This window comes from Streptomyces sp. NPDC001407, assembly GCF_042895325.1.
Taxonomy (GTDB): Bacteria; Actinomycetota; Actinomycetes; order Streptomycetales; family Streptomycetaceae; genus Streptomyces.
The window spans coordinates 366,098-382,155 of the sequence record NZ_JBIAWF010000001.1 but is presented as its reverse complement, the minus strand read 5'-3'; the positions used below and the strand labels follow the sequence as shown (position 1 = coordinate 382,155).

At 71.5% G+C, this 16,058-nt stretch carries 16 protein-coding genes; 6 read left to right on the top strand and 10 right to left on the bottom strand.

The features are described from left to right. Nucleotides 1-285: 285 nt before the first annotated feature. Nucleotides 286-1,254 carry a diacylglycerol kinase family protein gene (locus ACFY1P_RS01720; RefSeq protein WP_361524911.1) on the bottom strand — a complete coding sequence of 323 codons (969 nt, stop codon included), beginning with the start codon at nt 1,252-1,254 and terminating at the stop codon, nt 286-288. 125 nt (nt 1,255-1,379) lie between these two features. On the opposite strand from ACFY1P_RS01720, the gene ACFY1P_RS01715 reads away from it, so the two are divergent. Further along, nucleotides 1,380-1,895: a hypothetical protein gene (locus ACFY1P_RS01715; RefSeq protein ID WP_361524908.1), complete on the top strand. Its 516-nt coding sequence runs from the start codon at nt 1,380-1,382 to the stop codon at nt 1,893-1,895. Nucleotides 1,896-1,951: 56 nt separating this feature from the next. On the opposite strand, the gene ACFY1P_RS01710 is transcribed toward ACFY1P_RS01715, so the two are convergent. The 4 genes from ACFY1P_RS01710 to ACFY1P_RS01695 all read right to left on the bottom strand — a co-directional run bounded on the left by ACFY1P_RS01710 (nt 1,952) and on the right by ACFY1P_RS01695 (nt 4,396). After that, the gene (locus ACFY1P_RS01710; RefSeq protein WP_390749334.1) at nt 1,952-2,887 is read right to left on the bottom strand and encodes an RNA polymerase sigma factor SigF; all 936 of its coding nucleotides are present in this window, start codon (nt 2,885-2,887) and stop codon (nt 1,952-1,954) included. Nucleotides 2,888-2,903: 16 nt separating this feature from the next. Next, a complete protein-coding gene (locus ACFY1P_RS01705) occupies nt 2,904-3,317 on the bottom strand; it encodes an anti-sigma regulatory factor (protein ID WP_361524905.1) in 414 nt (137 codons plus the stop codon). Between the two features lie 209 nt (nt 3,318-3,526). Beyond that, a complete protein-coding gene (locus ACFY1P_RS01700) occupies nt 3,527-4,072 on the bottom strand; it encodes a GNAT family N-acetyltransferase (protein ID WP_361524902.1) in 546 nt (181 codons plus the stop codon). 63 nt (nt 4,073-4,135) lie between these two features. Then, nucleotides 4,136-4,396 carry a UBP-type zinc finger domain-containing protein gene (locus ACFY1P_RS01695; protein ID WP_361524899.1) on the bottom strand — a complete coding sequence of 87 codons (261 nt, stop codon included), beginning with the start codon at nt 4,394-4,396 and terminating at the stop codon, nt 4,136-4,138. A 55-nt stretch (nt 4,397-4,451) separates the two neighbouring features. Here ACFY1P_RS01695 and ACFY1P_RS01690 point away from each other — a divergent pair, with 55 nt between their 5' ends. Continuing rightward, on the top strand, nt 4,452-6,050 hold the full coding sequence (locus tag ACFY1P_RS01690; protein ID WP_361524897.1) for a Na+/H+ antiporter: 1,599 nt from the start codon (nt 4,452-4,454) through the stop codon (nt 6,048-6,050). A 547-nt stretch (nt 6,051-6,597) separates the two neighbouring features. On the opposite strand, the gene ACFY1P_RS01685 is transcribed toward ACFY1P_RS01690, so the two are convergent. Both ACFY1P_RS01685 and ACFY1P_RS01680 read right to left on the bottom strand, forming a co-directional pair. Then, complete coding sequence (locus ACFY1P_RS01685; RefSeq protein WP_361535475.1) at nt 6,598-7,503, bottom strand: pyridoxal-phosphate dependent enzyme; 906 nt, start codon at nt 7,501-7,503, stop codon at nt 6,598-6,600. A gap of 31 nt (nt 7,504-7,534) precedes the next feature. After that, the gene (locus tag ACFY1P_RS01680; RefSeq protein WP_361535472.1) at nt 7,535-8,125 is read right to left on the bottom strand and encodes a peptidoglycan recognition family protein; all 591 of its coding nucleotides are present in this window, start codon (nt 8,123-8,125) and stop codon (nt 7,535-7,537) included. Nucleotides 8,126-8,291: 166 nt separating this feature from the next. Between ACFY1P_RS01680 and ACFY1P_RS01675 the strand changes: the two genes are divergently transcribed. After that, on the top strand, nt 8,292-9,203 hold the full coding sequence (locus ACFY1P_RS01675; protein ID WP_361535469.1) for a glutaminase: 912 nt from the start codon (nt 8,292-8,294) through the stop codon (nt 9,201-9,203). Between the two features lie 56 nt (nt 9,204-9,259). Next, nucleotides 9,260-9,472: a hypothetical protein gene (locus tag ACFY1P_RS01670; protein WP_361535466.1), complete on the top strand. Its 213-nt coding sequence runs from the start codon at nt 9,260-9,262 to the stop codon at nt 9,470-9,472. A 368-nt stretch (nt 9,473-9,840) separates the two neighbouring features. Here the strand turns inward: ACFY1P_RS01670 and ACFY1P_RS01665 are convergent, their stop codons facing one another. The 3 genes from ACFY1P_RS01665 to tatA all read right to left on the bottom strand — a co-directional run bounded on the left by ACFY1P_RS01665 (nt 9,841) and on the right by tatA (nt 12,699). Beyond that, on the bottom strand, nt 9,841-10,779 hold the full coding sequence (locus ACFY1P_RS01665; RefSeq protein ID WP_361522197.1) for a beta-ketoacyl-ACP synthase III: 939 nt from the start codon (nt 10,777-10,779) through the stop codon (nt 9,841-9,843). A 189-nt stretch (nt 10,780-10,968) separates the two neighbouring features. Beyond that, entirely contained in the window at nt 10,969-12,348 is a 1,380-nt protein-coding gene (locus ACFY1P_RS01660; protein WP_390749333.1) for an alkaline phosphatase, read from the bottom strand. Nucleotides 12,349-12,444: 96 nt separating this feature from the next. Further along, the gene (gene tatA / locus ACFY1P_RS01655) at nt 12,445-12,699 is read right to left on the bottom strand and encodes a Sec-independent protein translocase subunit TatA (protein WP_361522191.1); all 255 of its coding nucleotides are present in this window, start codon (nt 12,697-12,699) and stop codon (nt 12,445-12,447) included. A gap of 189 nt (nt 12,700-12,888) precedes the next feature. On the opposite strand from tatA, the gene ACFY1P_RS01650 reads away from it, so the two are divergent. Together ACFY1P_RS01650 and ACFY1P_RS01645 are read left to right on the top strand one after the other, a co-directional pair. Then, nucleotides 12,889-14,394, top strand: a complete 1,506-nt coding sequence (locus ACFY1P_RS01650) for an LCP family protein (RefSeq protein ID WP_390749332.1) — start codon at nt 12,889-12,891, stop codon at nt 14,392-14,394. A 131-nt stretch (nt 14,395-14,525) separates the two neighbouring features. Next, nucleotides 14,526-15,881: a hypothetical protein gene (locus ACFY1P_RS01645; RefSeq protein ID WP_361522185.1), complete on the top strand. Its 1,356-nt coding sequence runs from the start codon at nt 14,526-14,528 to the stop codon at nt 15,879-15,881. Nucleotides 15,882-16,058 lie beyond the last annotated feature (177 nt).

Below are 16,058 nucleotides of genomic sequence, written 5' to 3'. Positions count from 1 at the left end.
CTTGTGAATGTGAACGCTTTCACGAATCCCCCCGCAAGGGAAGGGCTGACAGCCAGTCGAAACTGGGGCAGTCCAGGAAAAAGGGAGGGGGTTCGGGCTGTGTCGGGGAGCCTTGATGAGCGGCCGTCCCGATCGCCATGAAGAGACTCGCAAACCTCGGCGGCGGATACAACCCCTTCTGGAAAGTTTTTTTTGATTCCTCGGTGTCAGCTAGGTCACAGCCGTACTTCCAGGGGGTGGAACCCAGCCTAAACGTTCGAGTGGAAGGACTTTAGGCCCTACCGCTCACACAATCACACGCAGTGCACGGCGTACGCCTGTGAACGTCACGCTCGTACGCAGTCCGAGGTGGTCGCCGTCCATCTGGAAGGGCAGCGGAACCTGCGAATGCAAGGTGAACGCGGTCTGGTCGTGCAAGGACACGGCGTGCTTTCCGTGCGGCCCTCGTTCGGGCGTCGACCTCATCAGCTGAGCGAGGTGGCGCCCGGCCGCCGTCGTGGACAGCTTGGTGAATCCCAGCACGTCAAGCGCGGTGTCGAAGGACGCCTGCGGCGAGGCGTAGAGCGGGCGGTTGCCCAGGTACGACCACGGCGCGGTGTTGCAGATTATCGACATGACGAGATTCTGGAGTGGCTCCTCGCCCGGCCGTTCGAGGGTGATCGTGCCGTGCCGCCGATTCGGTTCGCCGACGAATTGACGCATCACCTGTCGCACATACAGAGCGTGTGTCGAACGCTTGCCGCGCTCGCGCTGCTGCTCCACCCGGCCCACCACACCGGCGTCGAATCCGAATCCGGCACAGAAAGTGAACCAGCGTTCCGGGACGCCCTCGTCCGGGGTGCCCGGTGTGCCCCCCGCGAGGCCCAGGCCGACCGTGCGCTCGGTGCCCTGGCGCAGCGCGTCGAGCAGCGCGCCCGTCGCCTCCACCACGTCGTTCGGCAGCCCCAGCGCGCGGGCGAAGACGTTCGTCGAACCGCCCGGCACCACCGCGAGTCGGGGGAGGCCCTCCGGGTCGGGGCCGCCGTGCAGGAGGCCGTTGACCACTTCGTTGACCGTGCCGTCGCCGCCGAGCGCGACCACGAGGCCCGTGTTGCCGTCCTCCGCGGCCCGCCGCGCCAGGTCCCGCGCGTGCCCCCGGTACTCCGTGGTGGCGACCTCCAGCTTGAGGTCGCTGGCGAGCGCGTGCACCAGGACATCACGGGTACGGGCACTGGTGGTGGTGGCCGACGGGTTGACCACAAGGAGCGCACGCATGCGCGCCAGCCTACCTACCTGTCGGTACACGCACCGTCCCCGGCCCGTGGTCCACCGGTGTCCCGTCGGTCACGTCGAGCGCCCGCCGGACCCCGTACGGAAGGGGCCAGGGCTACCCTGACGGGGTGAGCAGCAAGCAGTCCGCGCCGAAGTCCGCCCGTAAGAGCACCCGCACCCGTGACGACCGGGAGCGCCGGGCCGGCGAGAAGAGTCACACCCTCGTCGCCCCCGCAGCCCCCGAGCCCTCCGGCCCCCGGCCGGGGCGGCTGACGGCGGCGGCCGTGCTCACCGCGCTGGAGGGCGTGACCCTGCTGATCGGCGGGGTGTATCTGCTGATCATGGGCATCGCCGGGAAGCCGGACAGCCCGCAGCAGGCCGAGATGCTCGCGGTGACCGTGCTCGCCCTCGCCGTGCTGCCGCTGGCGGCGGCCCGGGGGCTGTGGCAGCGCAAGCGCTGGAGCCGGGGGCCCGCGATGATCACTCAGATCATGGCGCTGCCGGTCGCCTGGACGCTCGCGAACGCCGGGGGCGCGCTGATCGCCGCGGGCGTGGTGCTCGCGCTGGTGGCCGTGGCCACGCTGGTGCTGCTGGTGAACCCCACCGCGACCGAGGCGCTCGGCATCGGCCCGCGCGAAAGCTGACGCGGGGGCCCCGAAGGGCCCCGACCGATTCTTCGTACGGGTGCTGCCCCGCCCGGCTACTCCTCGATGAGCAGGCGGTCCCGGAGCTGGGCGAGGGTGCGGGCCAGCAGCCGGGAGACGTGCATCTGCGAGATCCCGACCTCCTGGGCGATCTGGGACTGGGTCATGTTGCCGAAGAAGCGGAGCAGCAGGATCTTCTTCTCGCGCGGCGGCAGATCCTCCAGCAGCGGCTTGAGCGACTCGCGGTACTCCACGCCCTCCAGCGCCTCGTCCTCCGCGCCCAGGGTGTCCGCGACGGCCGGGGACTCGTCGTCCGTGTCGGGGACGTCCAGGGAGAGCGTGCTGTAGGCATTGGCGGACTCCAGCCCCTCCAGCACCTCCTCCTCGGAGATCCCCAGCTGCTCGGCCAGCTCGTGGACGGTGGGGGCGCGGCCGTGCCGCTGGGAGAGCTCGGCCGTGGCCGTGGTCAGGGCCAGCCGCAGCTCCTGGAGCCGGCGCGGCACCCGCACCGCCCAGCCCTTGTCGCGGAAGTGCCGCTTGATCTCGCCCACGACCGTGGGCGTCGCATACGTGGAGAACTCCACGCCGCGGTCGGGATCGAAGCGGTCGACCGACTTGATCAGACCGATCGTGGCGACCTGGGTGAGGTCGTCGAGCGGCTCCCCGCGGTTGCGGAACCGCCGGGCCAGGTGCTCCACCAGGGGCAGGTGCATCTGCACCAGGTGATTGCGCAGCTGGGCCCGCTCGAGCGAGCCGTCCGGCAGCGCCCGCAGCTCGATGAACAGGGCACGGGCACCACTGCGGTCCTGCGCGGTGGGGTGCTGGTGCCACTGTTGATGCTGGTGCTGTTCCATGTGGTCCGCCCGCTCTGGTGGGTCGCTCGCCTCACCCGGCGCCGACGTCACCGGGTCACCCGGATCCGCCGGAAGCGGCCGGGCAGGCTGCTGCGGGATGGCCGGGGCACGCACTCCCCGCGACGATGCAGTACTCACGGAGCCCCCTCTTCCGTCACGGCTGTCCGGGGCCGGCGCCGCGCTTCTTGTGCAGGCTGATGCTGACCGTACGGTCGGCGGCGACCGTCGAGTCGACCTCGCCGGCCAGGGCGGAGAGCACCGTCCAGGCGAAGGTGTCGCGCTCGGGCGCGCGGCCGTCCGTCGTGGGCGCCGAGACGGTCACCCGCAGCGCGTCGCCCACGAGGCGGAAGACGCAGCTGAGAACGGAGCCGGGCACGGCTTGTTGCAGAAGGATCGCGCACGCCTCGTCCACGGCGATGCGCAAGTCCTCGATCTCGTCGAGGGTGAAGTCCAAGCGGGCCGCGAGACCGGCCGTAGCCGTACGCAGCACCGACAGGTAGGCACCCGCAGCGGGCAGCCGGACTTCCACGAAGTCCTGGGTCCCGGGCTCGCCTGCGATCTGGGACACCCTCACCTCCAAGGTGGCACAAGCTTCTTGAGCTGTTACGAGCACCGGCCCCGCGCTGACCGCCCCTCGGCTGAAGGACTTTCGCACGGCCCGGTGCGGCACGTGGTTCGGCTGCGACGCTATCGCGATCTGGGGTTCTGTGGAGCAGCCCCGCGACTGTCACTCATGGTAAACCCATGAGCACGGACAGTGGCTAGGGCCTTGCGGTCTCAAATCGAAAGAGCAGTCGCCTTGTTGGGATTTTCGTCACTCTGCGCGAGCGCCGCAAGAGTGTGGAGCGGTTCTCCGGACATCCGTCGCACCGTCCACTCGTCCATCGCCTCCGCGCCCAGCGACTTGTAGAACGCGATCGAGGGCGCGTTCCAGTCCAGCACTGACCATTCGAAACGCTCGTAGCCCCGGTCGACGCAGATACGCGCGAGTGCGGCGAGGAGTGCCTTGCCGTGGCCCGCGCCGCGCGCCCGCGGCCTGACGTAGAGGTCCTCCAGATAGATACCGTGCGTACCCGTCCAGGTGGAGAAGTTGCGGAACCAGAGCGCGAAGCCGACCGCGTCGCCCGCCGGTATCCCGCTCCCGGCGCCTTCCTCGTCACTCTCCGCTATCAGCGCGAAGACCGCCGGGTCCGTGCCGAAGAGGGCCTCGCGCAGCTGCTCCTCGGTCGCCTTCGCGTCCTCCAGCGCCCTTTCGTACTCCGCCAGTTCGCGGATCATGGCGTGGATGACGGGGACGTCGTCGGGCGTGGCGGGTCGGATCATGTCTGCATGCTAGCGGTCGGGGGTGACAGCGCCCCGGCAACCGCGGGCACCCGCCGCGCTCCCTCAGACGATCCGCCGGTCCGTATAGCACCAGCGCCAGGTCTGCCCCGGCTCGAAGCTGCGCATCACCGCGTGCCCGGTCTCCTCGAAATGCCCCGTCGCGTGGCGGTACGGCGAGGAGTCGCAGCACCCGACGTGCCCGCAGACCAGGCACAACCGCAGCTGCACCGGGTTGCTGCCCGCGGCCTCGCACTCCGGGCAGGTCGGGTGCAGCGGCTCGGGCTCGGGGCGCGGCAGCTCGGGAACATGCGGGCACTCGCTCATGATTGCCAGACTAGTTCGCACTGCCGAGGGCTTCGAACGGAGACGGCCGGGACCGATGGATGTCATGCCACTGCTGATGCTGATCGCGGCCAGTGCCGCGGTCGCGGGCGCCGCCCGGCGGACCCCGGTGCCCGCCCCCCTGCTGCTCGTCGCCGTCGGGCTCGTCGCCTCCTACGTGCCCGGCGTGCCCGAATACACCCTCGACCCCGCGATCGTGCTCCCGCTGATCCTGCCGCCCCTGCTGCACACGGCCGCGCTCGACAGCTCGTACCTCGACATCCGGGCCAACATCCGCCCGGTGGCGCTGTTGTCGGTCGGCTACGTCCTCTTCGCGACCTTCGCGGTCGGATACGTGGCGTACCTGGTCGTGCCCGGACTGCCGCTCACCGCCGCGCTGGTGCTCGGCGCGGTCGTCGCCCCGCCGGACGCCGTCGCCGCCACCGCCATCGCGCGCCGCCTCGGCCTGCCCTCCCGCATCACCACGATCCTCCAGGGCGAGTCCCTGGTGAACGACGCCACCGCGATCACCGCCTACAAGGTGGCGCTCGCCGCCGCCGTGGGCGAGGGCGCGACCTGGGGCGAGGGCTTCCGCGAGTTCGCCGTCGCCTCGGTCGGCGGCATCGGGGTCGGGCTGATCCTCATGGTGCCGCTGCACTGGCTGCGCAAGCGGCTGCGCGAGGCGCTCCTCCAGAACACCCTCTCCCTCCTCATCCCCTTCGCCGCCTACGCCGCCGCCGAGGTGGTCGGGGCCTCCGGGGTGCTCGCCGTCGTGGTCGTCGCCCTCTACCTCGGCCACCACTCCTGGCAGGTCGACTTCGCGACCCGGCTCCAGGAGGCCGCCGTCTGGCGCATGGTCGCCTTCGTGCTGGAGTCCGCGGTCTTCGCGCTCATCGGGCTCCAACTGCCCGTGGTGATGCGCGGACTGGGGAACGGCCTGGGGCAGGCCGCCCTCTGGTACGCCTCCGCGGTCTTCGCCGCCGTCGTGGCCGCCCGCTTCGTCTGGGTCTTCCCCGCGACGTTCCTGCCGCGGGCCCTCTCCGCCCGCATCCGGGAACGGGAGACCGACACCACGTGGAAGGCGCCGCTCGTCGTCGGCTGGGCCGGGATGCGCGGCGTGGTCTCCCTCGCCATCGCCTTCTCGATCCCCGTGACCACGCACCACGGGCAGCCCTTCCCCGCCCGCAACCTCGTCCTCTTCCTCACCTTCACCACGGTCATCGGCACGCTCGTCGTCCAGGGCCTCACCCTGCCCCCGCTCATCCGCCGGCTGCGGCTGCCCGTCCCCCACCCGACCGCCGAGACCCTCGCCGAGGCACAGGCCCAGAGCGAGGCCTCGACCGCCGCCGAACGCCGCCTCGACGAACTCCTCGCCGACGAACGCAACACCCTCCCCGAACCCCTCGCCGACCGCCTCCGCACCGTCATGGAGCGCCGCCGCAACGCGGTGTGGGAACGGCTCGGCGCGGTCGACGAGGTGACGGGCGAATCGGCGGACGACACGTACCGGCGGCTGGCCCGGGAGATGATCGGGGCGGAGCGGGAGGTGTTCGTGTCCTTGCGGGACGCTCGGCGCATCGACGACGAGATGTTGCGGACGTTGTTGCGGCGGCTGGATCTGGAGGAGGCGGCGGCTTATCGGGACGAGGCGGGGTAGCAGGCTGCTGCCCCTGCGTTTGGGTGGGCCTTCGTTGTCGCCTGGCGGCGGGCTTTGTTTCCCCAGCCCCGCCCCTTCCCGCAGCGTCTGATGCGCGGCTCCGCCGCGGCCGGGGCTCTGCCCCGGACCCGTGCCCGGGTGCGGGTCGGGGGCGCCTGCGGCGCTTTGTTCCCCAGCCCCGCCCCTTCCCGGCTGCATCTCATGTGCGGCTCCGCCGCGTGGGGGGCTCCGCCCCAGACCCCGAGCTGCGGGTCCGTTGCCTCCCCCAGCTACCTCCCCCAGACTCCGTCCGGGGGTGCCCCCAGAGGTGCCCCCAGCGGCGGAAAGCGCCCTGCGGGCGCGTCCTCAAGCGCCGGACGGGCTGATTTCAGCCCGTCCGGCGCTTGAGGACACCGCGCGGAGCGCGGTCAGGGGTCTGGGGCGCAGCCCCAGTTTCGGGAAGGGGCGGGGCTGGGGAACAGAGCGCCGCAGGCGAAGCCCACCCCCACGCGGCGGAGCCGCACATCAGACGCAGCCGGGAAGGGGCGGGGCTGGGGAAAAACACCGGTCACACCCCCGTGATCACCGCCGCCACCGTCGTGCCCCGAGCGAACGCCCCCTCCGACGCCAAGGCCGTCAGGCCGTAAAGCATCTTCGCCACATACACACGCTCCACCCGCAAACCATGACGGTCGGCGAAATCGTCGGCAAAAGCGAGCAACTCCGGCGAGGAGCGCGCGTAACCGCCGCAGTGGAAGCGTTCGTCCAGGGTCCAAGAACCCCGGGGGCCACCGAACGCCGCCCGCTGCAAGTCGCGTATCCCGTCGCCCAGGAAGCCGCCCTTGAGGACGGGGAAGCCGATGGCGCGCTGCCCAGGGGCGAGGCCCGCGGCGAGGCCGGCGAGGGTGCCGCCGGTGCCGCAGGCGATGCCGATGACGTCGGCCGTGCCGCGCAGCTCCCGGCCGAGTGCGGTGCAGCCGCGTGCGGCGGCCGCGTTGCTGCCGCCCTCGGGGATGACGAAGCAGTCGCCGTCGGCCAGCTCGGCGAGGACGTCGGGCTCGGCCTTGCGGCGGTACGTGGCGCGGTCGACGAAGCGCAGCCGCATGCCGTCGGCCACGCAGGCCGTGAGCGACCAGTTGAGCGGCCGGTCGGCGAGCTCCTCGCCCCGGACGACGCCGACCGTGTCGAAGCCCAGCAGCCGGCCCGCGGCGGCGGTCGCCCGCAGGTGGTTGGAGTACGCGCCGCCGAAGGTCAGCAGCGTGCGCCGCCCGGCCTCGGCGGCGGCCCGCAGATTGGGCTCCAGCTTGCGCCACTTGTTGCCCGGCAGCTCGGGGTGTATCAGGTCGTCGCGCTTGAGCAGCAGCCGCACGCCCCGGCGGGCGAACCGCTCGTCCCGCAGCTCTTCCAGCGGGGACGGCAGCCGTGGCCGCAGCGCGGCGAGGGCGGCGGAGGCGGTGGGGAGATCGCTGGTCACGCCCCCATTCTCGCCGCGGCCGGCGCGGCCGTCACTTGAGCCGCTCGCCGATACGCTCGCGCAGCCGGTCCATGGAGAACCCGGTGGGGTCGAGCTTGCCCGGCCGCCATTCGAGGTGCCCGATCACGGACCGCTCGGTCCAGCCGTGGAAGCGGCAGATCGCGGCCGCCACCTGCTCGATGGCCAGCAGTTGCTCCTCCGGCCAGGGGTCCTTGCCGTCACCGAGGTTGACGCATTCGAAGCCGTAGAAGTGGACGTTGCCGTCGGTGTCGGCCCAGCGGACGGGCGGCAGCCGCTTCTCGCCGATCACCGCCTGGAGCACGTCGCCGTCGCCGCCGCCCGCGTGATTGGCGCGGCCGCAGCCGACGAGGTGGATCCGGCCGTCCTTGGCGATGACGCCGTGGCACAGGGGGCCGGGGAGCTGGTCGTAGCCGTTCCAGCAGAGGCGTACGGTGCTGTCGGTGCCCGAGGAGGCCGTGTGGTGGATCATCACGCCGTTGACCGGGCCCCAGGGGCCGTGTCCGGCACGGTTGTGATTGCGCCAGCCGTCGACCTCGACGACCGTGGCGCCCTCGCGTCTGAGCGCGGCCAGGAACTCGTTCGCGGACATGGGTGGGGCCACGCCGCCCTCCTTGCGAAACCAGGTGGCGTACGCCGGACGCGTAGGCCGAATGACCCCCTTGTACCCAAAAGTTCGCAGGTGGGCCGGGCGTTCGGATATCGTGCGAGCCGATCCGGCCTCAGGCCGAAAATCTCATCGTCGACACGGAAGCGCGAGACCCGGGACAGTGGACTACCAGACCGTTCTCGAAGAGGTCGCCGCTTTCGCGCGGCCGCTGGTCGGCCGTGGCCAGGTGGCCGATTACATCCCGGCCCTCGCCGGCGTCGACATCGGCCGGTTCGGGATGGCCGTCGTGGACGTCGACGGCGGGGTCTACGGGGTCGGCGACTGGGAACGGCCGTTCTCCGTGCAGTCCATCTCCAAGGCGTTCAGCCTCGCGCTGGTGCTTGCCGAGGGCGGCGACCGGATCTGGGACCGCGTCGGAACGGAACCGTCCGGAAACCCCTTCAACTCCCTGGTGCAGCTCGAATACGAGAACGGCATCCCCCGCAACCCCTTCATCAACGCGGGCGCTCTCGTCGTTACCGACCGGCTCCAGAGCCTGACCGGCGACGCCAGCACCACGATGCTGGAGTTCCTGCGCGCGGAGAGCGGCAACCCGGACGTCTCCTTCGACCCGGCCGTCGCCGCCTCCGAGACCGAGCACGGCGACCGCAACGCGGCCCTCGCCCACTTCATGGCCAGCTACGGCAACCTCGACAACCCCGTACCCACCGTGCTGGAGCACTACTTCTGGCAGTGCTCCATCGAGATGAGCTGCCGCGACCTCGCCCTGGCGAGCGGCTTCCTCGCCCGCCACGGCCTGCGCGCCGACGGCACCCGGCTGCTGCCGCGCCGCGAGGCCAAGCAGATCAACGCGGTCATGCTCACCTGCGGGACGTACGACGCCGCCGGCGACTTCGCCTACCGCGTGGGCCTGCCCGGCAAGAGCGGTGTGGGCGGCGGCATCGTCGCCGTCATACCGGGACGCTGCACGCTGTGCGTCTGGAGCCCCGGCCTGGACGCGCGGGGGAACTCCGTGGCGGGCGTCGCGGCGCTCGACCACTTCACGACGCTCACGGGCTGGTCGGTCTTCTGACGCGGTGGCACCGCCGTGCCGGGTGCCTCATGGTTGATCCCGGAGGTGGTGCTGTCATGGAGCACGAGTTGCGTGCGGAGTACGTGGACGGCTCGGGTCCTGGGGCCGAGGTCAAGGCGTGGCACGTCGTGCGGGAGGAGGGCGCGACGGCGATGTGCGGGCGCGAGCTCTCGCCTGCGGCGGCGGTGCGGTCGGCTGACGACTGGGGGACGGCGGGGGTCAATCTGTGCCACTCGTGTGGGGCGCTGTATTTGCGTGAGGCGCCGTAGGGGGTGCCGGGGGTTTGTTCCCCAGCCCCGCCCCTTCCCGACCGGGGCACGCGCCCCAGACCCCCGGCTGCGGGTGGGTTGGCGCCTGCGGCACTTTGTTCCCCTACCCCGCCCCTTCCCGGCTGCGTCTGATGTGCGGCTCCGCCGCGTGGGGGCAAGCCCCCAGACCCCCGAAGCACGCTCCGCGCGCTGTCCTCAAACTCTCCAAGCTACCTCCCCCAGACTCCGTCCGGGGGTGCCCCCAGAGGTGCCCCCAACGGGCTGGATTGGCACCCACATCAGCCAAATCAGCCCGTTGGGGGCACCTCCCAGCGGTAGCTGGGGGAGTTTGAGGACAACGCGCGAAGCGTGTTGCTTGCCCGCTACTCCTACGGGCACCGCACAACCTGCCCCGCATAAGACAGATTCCCCCCGAAGCCGAAGAGGAGGATCGGCTCGCCGGAGGCGACCTCGCCGCGGGAGACGAGTTTGGAGAGGGCGAGCGGGATGCTCGCGGCGGACGTGTTGCCGGACTCGGTGACGTCCGTGGCGATCACGGCGTTGACCGCGCCGAGCTTACGGGCGACCGGCTCGATGATCCGCAGGTTCGCCTGGTGGAGCACGACCGCGGCGAGGTCCTCCGGGGCGACACCGGCCCGCTCGCAGACGCCGCGCGCGATCGGCGGCAGCTGCGTCGTGGCCCAGCGGTAGACGGACTGCCCTTCCTGGGCGAAGCGCGAGGGCGTGCCCTCGATCCGTACGGCGTGCCCCATCTCCGGCACCGAGCCCCAGACGACCGGGCCGATCTCCGGGGTGGCCGAGGCCGTGACCACCGCGGCGCCCGCGCCGTCGCCGACCAGGACGCAGGTCGTGCGGTCGGTCCAGTCCGCGACGGCGGTGAACTTCTCCACGCCGATGACCAGCGCGTTCGTGGCGGCCTTGGCCCGGATCGCGTGGTCGGCGCTGGCGAGGGCGTGGGTGAAGCCGGCGCAGACGACGTTGACGTCCATGACGGCGGGGGAGGGCAGGCCGAGCGCGGCGGCCACGCGGGCGGCCGTGTTGGGGCTGCGGTCGACGGCCGTGCAGGTGGCGACGAGCACGAGGTCGATGTCGTCGGCGTCGAGCCCGCTGTTCGCGAGCGCCTTCGCGGCCGCCTGGGTGGCCATGGACGCGACGGTCTCGTCGGGTTCGGCGACGCGGCGCGTACGGATCCCGACGCGGGAGCGGATCCACTCGTCGCTGGTGTCGACCATGGTCGCCAGCTCGTCGTTGGTCAGCACCTTGGCGGGCTGGTAGTGGCCGAGGGCGAGGATACGGGACCCGGTCATCGGCGGTTCCTCCTGCGCGGGGCGGACGGACGGTGGTGGTACGGGATTGCCAGTCTCGACGCTGCGGGGCCGCTCGGGGGTATGTGATCCACCAATGTTCGGCCCGTTTAACTGGCACAACCCGCAGGGGCCCGGCCGCCACCGCGACCGGGCCCACCTTCCTACCGGGCGGTAATCAACGCGGCGGCCTCAACGCAGCGACAGCGCCGTGCGGATCGTGGTGAACAGCTGGGTCTGGTCGGTGACCCCGAGGACGCGCTCCGCCTGCGGGCCCTGCGCGGCGATGCGCACCTGGGTTCCAGTGTGCTCCTGCGAGGCGCCTGGCGTGTTGGTGGAGTAGTTCACCTTGAGCGGCTGCCCCTCGTTCGTGACCAGCGTCGAGGACAGGCCGGGCGGGTTCGCCTCCAGCGGGACGATCTGGCTGGTGTGGGCGTGGTCGGCGGTGGTGACCACGAGGGTGTCGGGGTGCTCGGCGGCGTACGCGCGGGCGACCTTCACCGCGCGGTCCAGGGCCGCGGTCTCCCCGATCTGGCCGCAGGGGTCGGCCGCGTGGTCGCGCTTGTCGATCGACGCGCCCTCGACCTGGAGGAAGAAGCCCTTCTTCCGGTCGCCGGAGCCCTTGCGCTTCTGCTCCAGCAGCTGGAGCGCCTTGCGGGTCTGCGCCTCCAGGCTCGGGGTGCCGGCCGCGCGCTCGGGGTTGCTCGTCACACAGCGCTGCGGGTCGGTGCCGCCCCGGGCGGCGGGCTTGCCGGTCCACTCGACGGGGACGTTGCCGGGGGCGAAGAGGCCGAGCACGGGCTTGCCGGGGCGGGCGGCCGTCAGGCCCTTGCCGTCGGTCACCACCTGATAGCCGAGCTTCCGTGCCTGCTCGGTGACCGTCATGCCCTTGTACGGGCCCTCGGTGATCTTCTGGTCGAAGCGGGCCTTGCCGCCGCCGAGGAGGACGTCCACCTTGTGGTTCACGCTCTGCTCGGCGATCGAGCCGGGGCCGCCCTCGGCGAGGGTGTCGGCTGGGCACGCCTTCATGTCGGCCGGGCCCTGGCAGCTGCGGTCGGTGGCGTGCGAGGCGAGCACGGCGGGGGTGGCGTCGGTGAGCTCGGCGGTGGTGACGCTGCCGGTGGCGAGGCCGTTCTTCTGGGCCAGCTCCAGGATCGTCGGCATCGGCTCGTCCGTGCCGGGCGACTTGGATATCCGCCCGTTGACCGTCTTGCGGCCGGTCGCCCAGCCGGTGCCGCTGGCCGCGGAGTCGGTGACGTAGTCCGGCTTGCCGTTCTTGTCGACGGAGTACGTGGTGTACGCGCCGGTCAGCGGGAACGCGTCCATGTTCAGCCGGCCGGCCGCGCCCACGGTGTAGTCGCGGGCCAGGGTGATCTCCGAGTCGCCCATGCCGTCACCGATGAGCAGGATGACGTTCCTGGCCTTCTTGGCACCGTGGCCGGCGATCTGCGCGGAGACGTCCGAAGTGCCACCCGACTGCGACGCGGAGGCGGCGGCCGGCACCGCGACCCCGGCGACGAGCAGCGCGGTGGCGCCCCAGGCGAGACGGCGTCCGTACGGACGAGAACCCATGGTGTTTCCTCCCTCGGCGACCCGGCCGGTCTGCCGGGTCGGGGGAAGCTCACCAGGGGCGGGTGTATCAGGAGAGGCGGGCGAGTGGCCCGTGGGTCACCTGGGGCTGTCGGCGGGGTGAGCGGCGGTGGCCGGGGTCACGTTGTCGACCGTGGCCGCGGGGGCGGGGGTCACCACGGGACCGGCCTCGGCGCCGCCCTCGTCCTTCATCGCCTTCGCCTCGCTCTTGAGGATGCGCATGGACTTGCCGAGCGCGCGGGCGGTGTCGGGCAGCTTCTTGGACCCGAACAGAACGACCACGACGAGTACGACGACGAGGATGTGCCAGGGCTCCAGGGCATTGCGCAGCATGACGGATCCACCTCTCTCTTCCGCGTTGATTATCGAGTTGGTTCTCGAACCGGCTTCCGCGGCCTTCTGCGTGACGGCCGCATTCACCATACTTGCTAGATTGCGCAACTGGACAACCTAAGGCCGTGCTCGTCCGTCTGTTCCGGTAGGGCAGACGTACGGAGCGGGGGAGTGGATGAGGGCTCGCACATGACTGGCACCCGAGGCAGGCACACGCATCACCGGATGCGGAACGTCGGCCTGGCCGCCCTGGCGTTCGTGGTGCTGCTGGCCGGAGGCGTGGGCTGGTTCTATCTGAAGCTCAACGGCAACATCAGCACCTTCGGCGCCGACGGCCTCTCCGACAACCGCCCGCCCGCGGGCGCCGCCGGGCAGAACGTCCTGGTCATCGGCTCCGACTCGCGCGCCGGGAGCAACAAGGACCTCGGTGGCGGCGAGGGCGACGTGGGCCGCTCGGACACCGCCTTCCTGCTGCACGTCTACGGCGACCGCAAGCACGCCATCGGCGTCTCCATACCCCGGGACTCCCTCGTGGACATCCCGCCGTGCAAGCTGCCCGACGGCAGCTGGACGAGCGAGCAGACCCGGGTGATGTTCAACTCCGCCTTCTCCGTGGGCGACACCGCCAAGGGCAACCCCGCCTGCACCCAGAACACCGTCGAGAAGCTCACCGGGCTGCGCGTGGACCACACCGTCGTCGTCGACTTCGCCGGCTTCTCCTCGATGACCTCCGCCGTGGGCGGCGTGCAGGTGTGCGTGCCGAAGGACGTCTATCAGGGCGACCTCAACCCCAACCTCGGCTCGCGCGGCGACCTCCTCTTCCACAAGGGGCAGCAGAGCGTCTCGGGCCAGAAGGCGCTGGACTACGTGCGCGTGCGGCACGGGATCGGCGACGGCTCCGACATAGGACGCATACAGCGGCAGCAGGCGTTCGTCTCCAGCATGATCAAGAAGGTGCGTTCGCAGGGCTTCAGCCCCACCACGCTGCTCCCGCTCGCCGACGCGGCCACCAAGTCGATGACCGTCGACCCCGGGCTCGGCTCGGCCGACAAGCTGCTGTCCTTCGCGATGTCGCTGAAGGACATCGACCTGCACAACATCAAGTTCATCACCGTGCCGTGGCGTTACGCGGGCAACCGCGTCGGCATCGTGCGGCCCGACGCCGACGCCCTGTGGGCCTCCCTCAAGGCCGACCGCACGATCGACGGCAAGGACGCGGGCGGCAAGCGCGGCGCGAGCCCCGCGCCGCCGGAGCAGCCGCAGCAGGCCATGCAGGCGGACGCCCCGGTCTCCGGCAAGGGCGTGAGCGTCTCCGTCGCCAACGGCACCACCGTCGAGGGCCTCGCCGCGCGGGCCACGAGCGCGCTGGAGGAGCACGGCTACACCGTCACCGGCACCTCGACCGCCGCCACGCGGGACCAGGGCACCACCGTGATCGAGTTCGGCCCCGGCGAGGTGGACCACGCCCGCACCCTGGCCCGGCTCTTCCCCGGCGCGTACGTACGGGGAGCGGCCGCGCCCGGCATCTCCGTCGTCCTCGGCCACGACTACGCGGACGGGCCCTCGGCCGCACCGTCCGCGTCGTCCGACTCGCCGTCCCCGGAGAAGTCGGGCTCCGGCACGCTCTCGCCCGACGTCGCCGAGAAGGCCCGGTCCGCGGACGACGACCCCTGCGCCAACCTGTCCTACGGCTGAGATGCGCAAAGGGGGGAAGAGTGGCCGAGGGGGAACCCCGTGCCTGAATATTCCGTTTTGGTGGTAAGCGCAGAGTGAGTCCCGTGAGCCCGAAGAGTTCCACGAGCAGTCCTTCTCCGAGGAGCAACGCCATGCCCGCCTTCCCCCGGGCGCTGCCCAGGTCGCTGCCGGCCCTGATCGCCGCCCTGTTCGTGCTGGTGGGCGCGGCGCTGTACGCACCGTCCGCCCGCGCCGACGCCGGCACCACCGGCCTGGACGCCGCGGCCGGGGTGCTGCGCAAGGGCCCGGTCTACGTCGACCCCCGGGCCACCGACCAGCTGCCCGCGGCCGACGCCCAGGCGCTGGCGAAGAAGATCCGCGACGCGGGCAAGCCGGTCTTCGTCGCCGTGCTGCCCGCCGCCTCCGAATACCCCAAGGCCACCGTCCTCCAGGACCTGCGCACCAAGGTGGGTGTCGCCGGTGTCTACGTGGTCCACCTGGGCGACGCCATGAACGCGGCCGCCGACTCGCGCGTGATGTCCAGGAACTCCGTCCGCAATCTGGTCGGCTCCGTCCAGCGGTCCGGCGGCGACGCCAAGACCCAGCTCAACAGCTTCGTCGACCAGGCCGACCGGCAGGCCAAGGGCCGTGAGCCGGGCTCCTGGGGCGGCTCCTCCGAGGGCGTCGGCGCGACCGGGCTGATCACCGGCGGCGCGGTGATCGTCGCCGGTGGCGCCGGGGCGTACGCCCTCTACCGCCGCAACCGGAAGAAGCGGGAGGAGCGCGAGCGCGCCGAGCTCGACGCCCTGCGGGTCGTGGTCGACGAGGACATCACCGCCTTCGGCGAGGAGCTCGACCGGCTCGACTTCTCCCCGTCCGAGCCCGGCGCGGACGACGCGATGCGCAAGGACTACGAGGAGGCCCTTGACGCCTACGAGGAGGCCAAGTCGAAGATGGCCGCCGCGACGAAGCCCACCGACGTCACGGCGGTGACCGAGACCCTCGACAAGGGCCGCTTCGCCCTCGCCACCCTCGCCGCCCGCCGCACGAAGTCCCCGCTGCCCGAGCGCCGCGTCCCCTGCTTCTTCGACCCCCGCCACGGGCCCTCCGTCCAGGACGTCGCCTGGGCCCCGCCCGGCGGTGCCGTCCGCACGGTGCCGGCCTGCGCCGCGGACGCCGCCCGCATCGCCGACGGCCAGGAGCCGCTGTCCCGCGAGGTCCAGACCATGAACGGTCCCCAGCCGTACTGGAACGCGGGGCCCGCGTACGCGCCTTGGGCCGGCGGCTATTTCGGTGGCGGGCTGCTGCCGGGACTTCTCGTCGGGACGATGCTCGGGAGTGTCTTCAGCGGGCCCGCGTATGCGGCTTCGCCGGATGCGGGGCCTGATGGCGGGGATTACACGGGGTCCGATTTCAATTCGGACGATTTCTCCGGTGGGGGCTGGGGGGATGGTGGCGGCTTCGGTGGCGGTGACGGGGGTGGCGGGTTCGGGGGCGGCGATTGGTGACGGCCGGTTGGCGCCTGCGGCGGGCTTTTTCCCCAGCCCCGCCCCTTCCCGAAACCGGGGAGACCCCGGACCCCCTTGACCGCGCTTCGCGCGGTGTCCTCAATCGCCGGACGGGCTGGATTTTCCGGACCGTAGTCTGTTGTCTGCGACTCGCAGATGAAGGGCCACGGTCCGCAC